10 protein-coding genes are annotated in these 12644 nt (G+C 45.5%); 5 read left to right on the top strand and 5 right to left on the bottom strand.

Features of this window, described 5'->3' with window-relative positions; translation table 11 throughout:
* The first annotated feature begins 70 nt into the window (after positions 1-70).
* Positions 71-925 carry a MurR/RpiR family transcriptional regulator gene (locus IX95_RS17230; RefSeq protein WP_019276064.1) on the top strand — a complete coding sequence of 285 codons (855 nt, stop codon included), beginning with the start codon at positions 71-73 and terminating at the stop codon, positions 923-925.
* Between the two features lie 36 nt (positions 926-961).
* Here IX95_RS17230 and IX95_RS17225 read toward each other — a convergent pair whose 3' ends face one another.
* Positions 962-2209, bottom strand: a complete 1248-nt coding sequence (locus IX95_RS17225; RefSeq protein WP_019276063.1) for an iron-containing alcohol dehydrogenase — start codon at positions 2207-2209, stop codon at positions 962-964.
* A 278-nt stretch (positions 2210-2487) separates the two neighbouring features.
* Here IX95_RS17225 and IX95_RS17220 point away from each other — a divergent pair, with 278 nt between their 5' ends.
* A complete protein-coding gene (locus tag IX95_RS17220; RefSeq protein WP_006959039.1) occupies positions 2488-2754 on the top strand; it encodes a GrxA family glutaredoxin in 267 nt (88 codons plus the stop codon).
* Positions 2755-2943: 189 nt separating this feature from the next.
* Complete coding sequence (locus IX95_RS17215) at positions 2944-4626, top strand: aspartate:alanine antiporter (protein WP_019276062.1); 1683 nt, start codon at positions 2944-2946, stop codon at positions 4624-4626.
* Positions 4627-4685: 59 nt separating this feature from the next.
* On the opposite strand, the gene IX95_RS17210 is transcribed toward IX95_RS17215, so the two are convergent.
* From IX95_RS17210 to IX95_RS17195, 4 genes are all read right to left on the bottom strand, one after another.
* On the bottom strand, positions 4686-5363 hold the full coding sequence (locus IX95_RS17210; protein ID WP_019276061.1) for an ABC transporter permease: 678 nt from the start codon (positions 5361-5363) through the stop codon (positions 4686-4688).
* Positions 5364-5366: 3 nt separating this feature from the next.
* Positions 5367-6107, bottom strand: a complete 741-nt coding sequence (locus IX95_RS17205) for an ABC transporter permease (protein ID WP_038162295.1) — start codon at positions 6105-6107, stop codon at positions 5367-5369.
* 124 nt (positions 6108-6231) lie between these two features.
* The gene (locus IX95_RS17200; RefSeq protein ID WP_006959043.1) at positions 6232-7002 is read right to left on the bottom strand and encodes an ABC transporter substrate-binding protein; all 771 of its coding nucleotides are present in this window, start codon (positions 7000-7002) and stop codon (positions 6232-6234) included.
* A gap of 69 nt (positions 7003-7071) precedes the next feature.
* Positions 7072-7842, bottom strand: coding sequence for an ABC transporter ATP-binding protein (locus tag IX95_RS17195; protein ID WP_006959044.1), 771 nt, complete (start codon positions 7840-7842; stop codon positions 7072-7074).
* A gap of 675 nt (positions 7843-8517) precedes the next feature.
* On the opposite strand from IX95_RS17195, the gene IX95_RS17190 reads away from it, so the two are divergent.
* The gene (locus tag IX95_RS17190; protein WP_006959045.1) at positions 8518-10065 is read left to right on the top strand and encodes a DUF3360 family protein; all 1548 of its coding nucleotides are present in this window, start codon (positions 8518-8520) and stop codon (positions 10063-10065) included.
* 299 nt (positions 10066-10364) lie between these two features.
* Positions 10365-12641 (top strand): formate C-acetyltransferase, encoded by a 2277-nt coding sequence (gene pflB / locus IX95_RS17185; protein ID WP_006959046.1) that lies wholly within the window; start codon positions 10365-10367, stop codon positions 12639-12641.
* Positions 12642-12644: the final 3 nt, after the last annotated feature.

Here is a 12644-nt window from a genome sequence, read left to right as displayed (position 1 = left end):
GTGACGACTTGTGACCTCTTTTACCAACAGGTATATCCAGTGAGTTGTTCTCTATACCCTCGTGAACACTATGAATACATTAGAAAAAATTCAGAAAAACCTAGAGAATTTCAGCAAGTCTGAACGTAAGGTTGCCGAAGTCATTATGGCATCTCCTCAGACTGCGATTCACTCTAGTATTGCTACACTGGCCAAAATGGCTGATGTGAGTGAGCCAACTGTTAACCGTTTTTGCCGCCGTTTGGATACCAAAGGTTTCCCCGACTTTAAACTTCATCTGGCACAGAGCCTCGCAAATGGTACACCTTATGTGAACCGCAACGTTGAGGAAGATGATGGCCCAGACGCCTACACACATAAGATTTTCGAATCAACAATGGCTTGTCTCGATGTAGCCAAGAATAGCCTCGATTCAATGCAAATCAACCGTGCCGTTGACCTGCTGACTCAAGCGAAACGCATTTCGTTTTTTGGCCTTGGCGCTTCTTCTGCCGTTGCACGTGATGCGCAGAACAAGTTTATTCGCTTTAATATCCCGATTACCTGTTTTGAAGATATCGTCATGCAACGCATGAGCTGTATCAACTGTACAGATAATGACGTGATTGTACTGATTTCTCACACTGGCCGTACTAAAAGCCAAGTCGAGATTGCCAACTTAGCACGCGAAAATGGTGCAACAGTCATCGCTATCACAGCAAAAGATTCACCTTTGGACAAAGCGAGCTCATTGTCGATTTCACTTGACGTGCCTGAAGACACAGACGTTTACATGCCGATGGCGAGTCGTGTTGTACAAATGACCGTGATTGACGTCTTGGCAACCGGCTTTACCCTTCGCCGAGGCTCTGGCTTTAGAGAAAACCTCAAACGCGTCAAAGATGCGTTGAAAGACTCTCGGTACGATAAGCTGTCCCAGTTTTAAAAAGGAGCGCATTAGCGCTCCTTTTTATTTCAATGTTTAAGAGTTCTGTAATCGAACTTCTACGTCAGCCAAGCCACTCTTCACGACCTGAGCGCTTGACTGCTCACTCGACTCTTCCACAAGACAATCATCATTACAATTGCATACCTGTTGAAGAATATAAGTTAATCTCTGCTTGGTAAGTGGCAAGGGGTTTCCTTTGATTGCCACAGACTTAAGTGCATCTTCCGCAACAATATCAAAAGACGTACTACACACGCCAAACTGACTCAACGTAGGTAAGGAGAGTTTATCAAGCATCATGTTGGCCCATAGTACCCCATCTTCCCGTTTAGCATTCACTCTACCCGTCAGCAAAATCGCCATCTTCTTGTAACGAGCTAAAACGTCTTGCCTTTCTGCATCCTGTGCTGCTTTTATATTTTCCATCATCACATGGGGTGCAAGCCTCGCCGCAATCACGCTATGGGGCGCTTCCAGCTTGCCACCCAAAGCCGAGGCCAACCCATGCGCTGCGCCAAGTTTGGCATTAGTGCTAGCCATCCCCCCCAGCATAGCAACAAAAGAGAGGTCAGAGCGAGCTTGCGCTTTATCTTCAAGGCACCCGGACAGAATCGAAGTACTCAGCCTGCGAAGTCCTTCTTCACATATCATATCGGTTAGTGGGTTTGGGTCACCACAAACATAGGCTTCCATTAAACGAGTAAAAGTCTCCATTGCTCCACGGCCCGATTTGTAAGAGTCGGTCCCATAGGTCAATGTCGGGTCAACGATGGCCACATCCGCCAGCATCTCCGGACTACGTAAACTCACTTTAACTTTGTCCTGCCCTGAGCGCAGGACAGCGTTACGGGTTACCTCAGAGCCCGTACTTGCTGTCGTTGGGATAGCGATAAAAGGGATCGGTTTAGCCTTTAACGGCACATTACGCCCGACGACTTCCACATAGTCATAAACGTCGCCCTGGTTGGGAATGATCGCCGCTAAGGCTTTCCCCATGTCTAAAACACTTCCGCCTCCCATGGCAACAACCATATCTGGTTTGAATTTCCGCCCCACTAAAGCAGTTTCTTCAATCATTACGATGTTAGGTTCACCAGAAACAGAAACGTGCTGATAGCGCATCCCCTGCGACTTGATGTAGTCGACAACCATCTCGACTCTATCTAGACTTTGGCCCGAGACAAGCAACACGCTGTAACCGTATTGATTAAGAATAGAAAGAGATGACTGTAAGGCACCTTCACCAAAGACAATACGGGTGGAGGTCATGAACTGAAACATAGCCGAACACTCCTTGCTAATGACTTTCAATAGAGTGCCCTGAAGCGAGAGAAATTAAATTGACACAGTGCAATTTGTGACGATTAACCTCATAAATAATAAGACTTTCGCGAGCAACTCCACGAGTTAATTATGTCGCTTATTTGGTAAAATTGTATAGATTACAGGCAAAAATCAATCAATAGATTTTACCTATCAAACCAAGAGGTAATTGCGACTTTATTTCCGACTTTGATTCGGGCATAGTTGCACGTAACAAAATAAAGGAGAAAGACAATATGTTCGTAGTTATCTTTGGTCGCCCAGCTTGCCCATACTGTGTACGCGCAAAAGAGCACGCAGAAACACTAAAAGCAAAGCGTGACGACTTCAACTACCGTTACGTTGATATCCACGCAGAAGGTATCTCAAAAGCTGACCTTGAAAAAACTGTAGGTAAGCCAGTTGAAACTGTTCCTCAAATCTTCGTAGATCAAGAGCACATCGGTGGCTGCGATGACTTCGAAGCTTACGCGAAAGAGCACCTAGGTCTTTTCGACGAGTAATAGTTCCGAATTGAAAGAAAGCCGCTGTAATAAGCGGCTTTTTTTTACTTTAAATTAAATCAATATTGTGAATTCGTAGCCCAAGTCAGCTAATAGTAAATTATAAGATTTTTCACTTATCATTTTGCAATATTCAGATACAATTCGCACACTTAACTTATCCTCTGGCACTGACATAAGAGCTGCCCCGTGAACATCGACGTTGTAAATTTGCTTGAGCAAAACCCCATCCTCCTCATTTTTGTAGTTCTCGCTATTGGCTTAGCTATCGGAAAAATTCGCTTTGGAAATCTGCAGCTTGGCAACTCAATAGGCGTTTTACTTACCTCTCTCATCATGGGTCACCTAGGCTTTACGTTTAATGCCGATGCTTTAACCATTGGGTTTATGCTCTTCATATACTGTGTTGGTATCGAGGCAGGGCCAAACTTCTTCGGTATTTTCTTCAGAGATGGTAAACACTACTTCATCCTAAGCATGGTGGTGCTTGCGACCGCTGTATGTATCACTTATTTCGCTAGCCACAGCATGGGGTTAGACTTTGGTTTGTCCGCAGGGATGATGGCGGGAGCCCTAACAGCAACCCCTGTATTAGTAGGTGCACAAGATGCACTCAACTCCGGCTTAGCCACCACTCCGCGTGGTATGGATTTTTCTCAGGTTATTGAGAACCTCTCCGTTGGTTATGCTATGGCGTATCTGATTGGCTTGATCAGTATGATCACATTTGCCAAGCTACTGCCAAAACTTCAAAAGCAAAATCTATCCGACTCTGCTCAGCAAATTGCTCAAGAGCGTGGTTTAGGCAGTACTGGGCAACGAAAGGTTTATTTGCCGATCATCCGAGCTTACCGTGTCGGTCAGGAATTGATCGACTGGATTGATGGTAAGAACCTACGAGAGCTCGGTATTTACCGACAAACTGGCTGTTATATTGAGCGTATTCGTCGAAACGGCATTCTCGCCCATCCAGACGGTGATGCCATTCTCCAAGAAGGTGATGAGATTGCACTGGTTGGCTTCCCCGATAGCCATGCGCGACTAGACCCTAGTTTTAGGAACGGCAAAGAGGTCTTCGACCGTAATCTGCTGGATTTGCGGATTGTCGAAGAAGAGATTGTCGTAAAAAGTGACTCCATAGCAGGCAAACGCCTGTCAGATCTGAACCTGTCCGAATATGGGTGTTTTCTTAACCGGGTAGTGCGCGCGCAGATAGAAATGCCGATGGATTTAGACATCGTCCTAGCTAAAGGTGATGTGCTGCAAGTGAGTGGCGAGAAGAGCCGCGTTCACGGCTTAGCAGAAAAAATCGGCTTCATCTCGATTCACAGCCAGATGGCAGATCTGTTGGCTTTCTGCAGCTTCTTCATCCTTGGTATCATGTTTGGCCTTATCACCATGACCTTTGGTCAAGTTTCATTTGGCTTAGGTAACGCGGTTGGCCTTCTACTCTCTGGTATCACGCTAGGCTTCTTACGAGCTAACCACCCTACGTTCGGCTATGTCCCTCAGGGCGCGCTGAATATGGTCAAAGATCTCGGCTTGATGTTCTTTATGGTCGGTATTGGCCTAAGTGCTGGCGGTAAGATGTTTGAGCACTTAGCGCAGGTTGGCCCACAGGTCATCGGTCTATCATTCCTTGTGAGTGTGGTTCCTGTCGCACTTGCTTACCTTGTGGGTGCTTATATTTTGAAAATGAACCGAGCACTGCTGTTTGGTGCCATTATCGGTGCTCGAACCTGTGCACCAGCGATGGATATCGTTAACGATTATGCTAAATCGACTATTCCGGCACTGGGTTATGCGGGCACTTACGCTATCGCGAATATTCTGATGACACTCGCGGGAACAGTGTTGATTATCCTCAGTTGATGAGTTCCAGATGCAAAAAAGGCTTCCAATCGGAAGCCTTTTTAGGTTTTGAACTACGATTAGCTCAGCGGCCTCAAGTACGCTAGGAATCGCTTCTCAGCTAACTTAAAGCACCAGAGAATCATAAACGTCAGTGCCATGTAGAACAGGCCTGCAGTGAGGAAAGATTCGAACGGCGCATAGTAGCGAGAGTTTACCAAGCGTGCTGCACCCGTCAGGTCAACAATCGTGACAATACCTGCAACGGCACTACCGTGAAGCATGAAAATGACTTCATTACTGTAAGCTGGTAATGCACGGCGTAATGCACTCGGCAAAATGATACGGCGATAAGTCATAAATGTTCCCATACCATACGCTTTAGCGGCTTCGACCTCACCTTTCGGTAAGCCGTTTATCGCTCCTCGAATGATTTCTGCTGTATACGCTGATGTGTTAAGCACAAACGCCACAAGCGCACAGAACCATGCGTTCTCCCACAAAGTATCTTTAACTGGGAAGAACTGATCCATACCGTAGTAAATCAGGTAGAGCTGAACTAGCAACGGTGTACCACGGAAAAAGTAGATAAATGCCCAGCTCGGTCCATTAATTAAGTAATTTGTGCTATTACGCGCCACACCAAGAGGAATCGCGACGCAAAGGCCAATAATCAGAGCTAAGCCCACCAGCCATGCCGTCGTCCATAACCCATCAAGATAAATTGGCAAACTTTCGATAATCAGTGAAAAGTCCATTTCTTACCTCGCATGAATACTGAATTTGCGTTCGACAAGTTTGAGTAAGCCCGTTGAGACACTGGTGAAGAAAAGGAAAATGATCGCAACAGCCATGTAGAAAGTGAATGGCATTTTCGTTGAGCCTGCGGCAAGCGAACTCATACGCACCATATCTTCCAGACCGATAATGGAAACCAGTGCGGTTGTCTTAAGCAGCACCAACCAGTTGTTACCAAAACCCGGCAGTGCATGACGAATCATCTGCGGTAATAAAATGCGTCGGAATGCCAGTACTGAGCTCATGCCATAAGCTTTCGCTGCTTCTAGCTCGCCCTTATCTACTGCCATAATCGCACCACGGAACGTTTCCGCCATGTACGCACCGAAAATGAAGCCAATGGTTAAAACACCAGCAACGAATGGGCTCACATCAATGTAATCTGGTAGATAAGACGTCCACTCATGATTTGGGTCGCTTGAAGCAAACCACTCATTTAACGATTCATTAATGGCATACAAGCTGTTGTTGAGAAGAATTTGTCCGCCGAAGAAAATCAGCATCATTAAAACTAAATCGGGAATACCACGAATCACTGTGGTGTAAAGCGTTGCAATTGCGCGTGCCCAGCGGTATGGCGCCATTTTGGCCAATGCGCCCAGCATGCCTAAAACCATCGCAAGTAGCAGCGAAAGTAGCGCTACTTCTATGGTCACTATGGCCCCTTTAAATATAGAGGCTTCGTATCCTTGTAAATCCAGCATAGGTGAGTTCCTGATCCCTAGACTCAAAGCTTGCTTACTGACTCAGGAGCAATCAACAAGCCATAGATATAATTCGACCGCTGGCTACTTCTAGGAACTAGAACCAGCGGTCGCTTTCCGATGATTACTGACCGTAAACGTCGTAGTTGAAGTACTTAGCAGCAATCTCTTGGTAAACACCTTTCTCACGTAGAGATAGGATTGCAGCGTCTAGCTTCTTAGTAAGATCTTTATCTTGCTTACGTACTGCGATACCAAAACCTTCACCGAACCATTTTGGATCCGTTAGTGACGGGCCAACAAATTCGTAAGCTTCACCACCAGCTTTATTTAGTACGCCTTCTTCAAGTGCAGATGCATCGCCAAGAACAGCGGCAACACGACCGTTTGCTAGGTCAAGGTATGCTTCGTCGAAAGAACCGTAACGTACGATCTCAACTTTGTCACCGTAGTTATCAGTTAGGTACTTATCATGAGTTGTTGCACGTTGAACCGCGATTTTTTGACCATCTAGGTTGTCAAAATCTAGACCGGCGCCTTTTTTCGCGATGAATTTGTTAGGGATCAGAGCGTATTTGCCCGTGAAATCAACTTTCTTCTTACGCTCTTCAGTGATAGACATTGCTGCGATGATAGCGTCGTATTTACGCGCTAACAGAGAAGGAATAATGCCATCCCAGTCTTGTGCAACAATCTTACATTTAACCTGCATTTCCTTACATAGAGCATTTGCCATGTCTACGTCGAAGCCTTTAAGAGAACCATCAGCCTCCGTCCAGCTAAATGGAGGATATGCACCTTCAATACCAAAACGAACTGTCTTCCAATCTTTCGCTTGAGCGACACCTGTTGCTGCTGTAGCAGCCAAAGCTGCAACTACTAACCACTTTTTCATTTCCATACTCCTGTGATTGTGATTTTTATCTTGTATTGTGTCTGTCTTTCGCCTGCTATAAGAGCAAGCTTAGTAAATTGATGAGATGAACTGCTGTAGACGTTCTGAGTCTGGGTTAGTGAAGAGCTTAGCAGGGTCTCCCTGCTCTTCCACTAGACCTTGGTGCAAGAACATGACGTGGTTAGAAACATCACGTGCAAACGCCATTTCGTGCGTTACAACCAGCATGGTTCGACCTTCTTCAGCCAGATCTCGCATTACACCTAACACCTCACCGACTAATTCTGGATCAAGTGCTGAGGTAGGTTCATCGAATAACATGACTTCAGGATCGACAGCCAATGCACGCGCAATCGCTGCACGTTGTTGCTGGCCGCCAGATAAATGGCCTGGGTAGTAATCTTTACGCTCGTAAAGACCTACTTTCTTGAGCAGAAGTTCAGCGTTTTCCAAAGCCTGAGCTTTTGGTACGCCCAGCACATGCACGGGTGCTTCTATGACATTTTCAAGCACCGTCATATGTGACCAGAGATTAAAACCTTGGAATACCATGGCAAGTCTGGAGCGGATACGCTGTACTTGTTTTTCATTGGCAGGAACAGCCTCACCTTGGCGATTGTTTTTCATTTGGATCAACTCACCGTTAACCCAAATTTCACCTTCAGTAGGCGTTTCAAGAAGGTTGATACATCTTAGGAAGGTACTTTTACCTGAACCTGATGAACCGATAATGGAGATAACGTCCCCTTTGTGTGCCTCAAGCGAGATACCTTTAAGGACTTCATTTTGCCCGAATGTTTTGTGCAGTTCCTTTATGTCCAGCGCTGGTACATCATTCATGCGCTAATACTCCCTGTCTTTATTATAATTGCCGACTCGATAAACGGCTTTTCCGCCGGCTAATTGCTGGGTTCCACCCACATTTCGCTACAAACTAGCACTCCCCAGACCAACATGCAACAAATTATTAACCTTCATTTTAGGGATATATAGCCACTTTATATGAGTAAACATTCATTTTATAGAGTAATTCGCTCCATAATACGCATAAATCATTTTAATAAACATATTATCTACCGAAGTGATAAATTAACATTTTTATAAAAACCAGATCTATCTCAACAATTCTCTCAATAATGGAAATTGAAGTGCTCTTTTTCCTCCAATCGATAGTCATAAAACTCACAATGTGAAAATAATTTTCACTTTATAATTCAACGACTCGCTTATACGGCCTTCGCTGTGTAGTTTTCTTTCACATTCTTTCATAAAGTGATCTAAATCAATCACTCCTTAGGGGTAGCGCGTTACACTCGCGTCAAAGATAAAAGCCTCAATAAGCGAATTTTTGTCTTTTCTATCGTCTATGCTTAAGCACGTAAAATGCGCTCCACAGACGATAGCTCAAGGACCCAAATGCAGGACGCTAAGTCAGGTTTTTATAAGATCGCCCACCCACAATAATTACGGGCGACTCTTTGAAGAATCATTAACTTTTTAGAATATGAGGAATCTATGTCAGACGCAGTCAATAAACCGCACTCTGATTCGGATATCGAAAACAAGAGCTATCGTGAGCTGCACCGCCCAGCTTCCGAATTTGAGAGCCGTTCAGATTATCTAGATCATGAACTTCAGATCATGAAGCCTCGTCGCTTCGGTTTAAACTTACCTGGTCGTGACTTCCGTTTCGAGCTCGAAGACTTAGTACCCGCGCTAGCAGGAACTATCGGCATTATCGCGATGTACTCAGCGGTGATGATGTCTTGGGCTGAAGGCCTGACCGCTGCTTGGGATCACATCAACCTAGGTAAGGACTTCGCTATCGAGGTGGCACGAGTAGAAATGCTCATCCCTGCCCTTCTATTCTGTGTATTGGCGTCTGGTTTCATCAACCCGAAAGCAAACCTCGCAGGTAACCACGGGCCAATGATTCCTCTTATCGGCACCATCGCTTTAGCTGGCGCACACCCTCTTGCATTGGCTATCCTGATCGGTGTTTTCGGTTTACTGCTGAGCTTCCTGAAAGGTGGATCCAAGTTAGTAAACCTCACGTCAGAAGGTACTGCAGGTGGATTACTGATATTCCTGGGCCTCACCGGCACTATGAGCCAGATAAACTCTATCCAAGCTTGGGCTGTAGGTCTTCAATCGGACACAGTAGCCGCAGGTAGCATGGGCTATGTTGGTCTGATTGTCTTGGCCGTAACCATCGCTCTTTATGCGTTCTTGGCAAAAGTAAACAAACGTTGGCTTGCTATTCCCGTTTGTGCATTTACAGGCTTAGCGATTGCACTCGTGCTTGGCGCAGGCTTCGACATCAAGTTCGTCACAGAAACTGGCTTACCGAACCTGAACCCAGTTTACTGGTGGGGCAGTACCGAAGAAGGTTGGATGCTTGGGCTACCAAACATGGAACACTTCATTGCGTCACTACCTTTCGCCATTCTGGCTGTCGCTATGTGGTCTCCTGATTTCTTAGGTCATCGTATCTTCCAAGAACTGAACTACCCTAAGAAGACAGAAAAAGTACTGATGGATGTAGACGACACCATGACCATGTGTTCTGTTCGTCAGATGGTTGGTACAGCCGTGGGTGGCGGTAATATTACGTCATCTTGGGGCACTTACATGATCCCAGCTGCGATTGCGAAACGTCCTATCCCAGGCGGTGCAATCCTTCTTGGCCTATTAGTGATGATCATTGCAATTCTTGGCTTCCCGATGGACATCGCTGTATGGCCACCTGTGATGCGTGTAGCATTGCTTGTTGGTGTATCGCTGCCTCTACTTGAAGCTGGTATGCAGATGGTTAAAGACTCGAAAGACTCCCAAGCCGCAGGTATCTGTATCTTTGGTTCTGCTGTCGTTAACCCAGTATTGGCTTGGGCATTGACTATGCTTCTGGATAACAATGGCTTGATTGGTGATAAAGAACGTGCAGCTCGCCTGTCTTTCGTCGATAAAATCGTCATTCCAGTAGGCGTACTTGTTATCTGTCTAATTGCGATGCTGGCAGTGGGTATGCTTGAAGGCCAATACGGTATTAAAGCCTGGCTATAGGAATTCAAAAAAATTGTGGGTGGCAAGCTATGCCACCCTCTTTTTATCGACTTTTTTGAGGATTTATTGATTTAGTTTAAGGTTTGCAAATTTTTTTTAGTTTAACCTTGAAACCAAGTTAATAAGAAACCATGTAAAAGTTAGTGACAATATTTATAGTTTAAAACGCACACAATGATCGATTTTAGAGACTATACATATTGTTATTCATAAAGAGTGTACCGCTCCTGTAAAGGAAAGCTAACTAGCTCAATGGTTAGAAAGGTACGTGTTTTTTCTACTAAAAAGGTAGGTATGTCATGGCAGAGCAATTTGCTAAAGCTTGGGAAGGTTTTGCTGAAGGTGACTGGCAAAACGAAGTAAACGTTCGTGATTTCATTCAAAAGAACTATGCACCTTATGAAGGCGACGAATCTTTCCTTGTTTCTGAAGGTACTGAAGCAACAAATAAGCTTTGGGAAAAGGTAATGGAAGGTATTAAACAGGAAAACGCGACTCACGCACCTGTTGATTTTGATACTTCAGTTATCTCTACCATCACTGCTCACGATGCAGGCTACATCAACAAAGATCTGGAAACGATCGTTGGTCTTCAAACTGACGCCCCACTAAAGCGCGCTATCATCCCTAACGGTGGTATTCGTATGGTGGAAGGTTCTTGTAAGGTTTACGGTCGTGAGCTCGATCCTAAGATCAAAGAAATCTACACAGATTACCGTAAAACACACAACGCGGGTGTTTTCGATATCTACACTCCAGACATCCTAAAATGTCGTAAATCTGGTGTTCTGACTGGTCTTCCAGATGCATACGGTCGTGGTCGTATCATTGGTGACTACCGTCGTGTAGCTCTATACGGAATCGACTTCCTAATTAAAGACAAGCTAGCTCAATTCGCTTCTCTACAAGAGAAATTTGAGAATGGCGAAGATCTTCAAATGACTATGCAGCTTCGCGAGGAAATCGCTGAGCAGCACCGCGCACTTGGCCAAATGAAAGTGATGGCTGAGAAATACGGTTGTGACATATCTCGTCCTGCTGAAACTGCTCAAGAAGCTATCCAGTGGACTTACTTCGGCTACCTAGCGGCTGTTAAGTCTCAAAACGGCGCGGCTATGTCTCTAGGTCGTACTTCTACGTTCCTAGATATCTTCATCGAGCGTGATATCGCTGCAGGTAAGATCACTGAAGAACAAGCTCAGGAAATGATCGACCACTTCGTAATGAAACTACGTATGGTTCGTTTCCTACGTACACCTGAGTACGATGACCTATTCTCTGGCGACCCAATTTGGGCGACAGAATCTATGGGTGGTATGGGTCTTGACGGTCGTACACTAGTTACTCGTACTAACTTCCGTTTCCTAAACTCTCTATACACTATGGGTCCTTCTCCAGAGCCGAACATCACTGTTCTATGGTCTGAGCAGCTACCTGAAGGCTTCAAGAAGTTCTGTGCGAAAGTATCTATCGATACTTCTTCAATCCAGTACGAAAATGACGATCTAATGCGCCCAGACATGGAGTCAGACGACTACGCAATCGCTTGTTGTGTATCTCCAATGGTTGTTGGTAAGCAAATGCAGTTCTTCGGTGCTCGTGCTAACCTTGCGAAAACTATGCTTTATGCAATCAACGGTGGTGTTGATGAGAAGCTGAAGATGCAAGTTGGCCCAGAAATGCCTAAGATCACTTCAGAAGTACTAGACTTCGACGAAGTGTGGAACAACCTTGACCACTTCATGGATTGGCTAGCGAAGCAGTATGTGGCTGCCCTAAACAGCATCCACTTCATGCACGACAAGTACTCTTACGAGTCTGCGCTTATGGCTCTACATGATCGTGACGTTTACCGTACTATGGCTTGTGGCATTGCCGGTCTATCTATCGCAGCTGACTCACTATCTGCAATTAAACATGCGAAAGTGAAGCCAATCCGTGACGAAGATGGTGTTGCAGTCGACTTCGAAATCGAGGGCGATTACCCTAAATTTGGTAACAACGATGCTCGCGTAGATGACATCGCTTGTGAACTGGTAGAAGTGTTCATGAACAAGATCCGTAAGCTTAAGACTTACCGCGATGCTGTTCCTACTCAGTCTATCCTTACTATTACATCTAACGTTGTATACGGTAAGAAAACAGGTAACACGCCAGACGGTCGTCGCGCAGGTGCTCCGTTTGCTCCAGGTGCAAACCCAATGCACGGCCGTGATGAAAAAGGTGCGGTAGCCTCTCTGACGTCTGTTGGTAAACTGCCGTTTGCTCACGCGAAAGATGGTATTTCTTACACCTTCTCTATCGTGCCAAACGCACTGGGTAAAGAAGAGACTTCACAGCGTGCTAACCTTGCTGGTCTGATGGACGGTTACTTCCACCACGAAGCAGGTATCGAAGGTGGTCAGCACCTAAACGTGAACGTACTTAACCGCGATACTCTAGAAGACGCTGTTAAGCACCCTGAAAAATACCCACAGCTAACTATTCGTGTTTCTGGTTACGCTGTACGCTTTAACTCTCTGACTGCAGAACAGCAACAAGACGTTATCGCACGTACTTTCACCGAATCACTATAAGTT

The sequence above is a fragment of the Vibrio sp. B183 genome, assembly GCF_000740665.1.
Lineage (GTDB): Bacteria > Pseudomonadota > Gammaproteobacteria > Enterobacterales > Vibrionaceae > Vibrio > Vibrio coralliilyticus.
Note: the sequence above shows the minus strand (reverse complement) of the source record. Positions and strands in the feature narration are given on the sequence as shown.

Coding starts and splice junctions, on each gene's coding strand:
- IX95_RS17190 (WP_006959045.1), top strand. CDS start 8,518: ATGTCAGACGCAGTCAATAAACCGCACTCTGATTCGGATATCGAAAAC.
- IX95_RS17230 (WP_019276064.1), top strand. CDS start 71: ATGAATACATTAGAAAAAATTCAGAAAAACCTAGAGAATTTCAGCAAG.
- IX95_RS17225 (WP_019276063.1), bottom strand. CDS start 2,209: ATGTTTCAGTTCATGACCTCCACCCGTATTGTCTTTGGTGAAGGTGCC.
- IX95_RS17205 (WP_038162295.1), bottom strand. CDS start 6,107: ATGCTGGATTTACAAGGATACGAAGCCTCTATATTTAAAGGGGCCATA.
- IX95_RS17195 (WP_006959044.1), bottom strand. CDS start 7,842: ATGAATGATGTACCAGCGCTGGACATAAAGGAACTGCACAAAACATTC.
- IX95_RS17220 (WP_006959039.1), top strand. CDS start 2,488: ATGTTCGTAGTTATCTTTGGTCGCCCAGCTTGCCCATACTGTGTACGC.
- IX95_RS17210 (WP_019276061.1), bottom strand. CDS start 5,363: ATGGACTTTTCACTGATTATCGAAAGTTTGCCAATTTATCTTGATGGG.
- IX95_RS17200 (WP_006959043.1), bottom strand. CDS start 7,002: ATGAAAAAGTGGTTAGTAGTTGCAGCTTTGGCTGCTACAGCAGCAACA.
- pflB (WP_006959046.1), top strand. CDS start 10,365: ATGGCAGAGCAATTTGCTAAAGCTTGGGAAGGTTTTGCTGAAGGTGAC.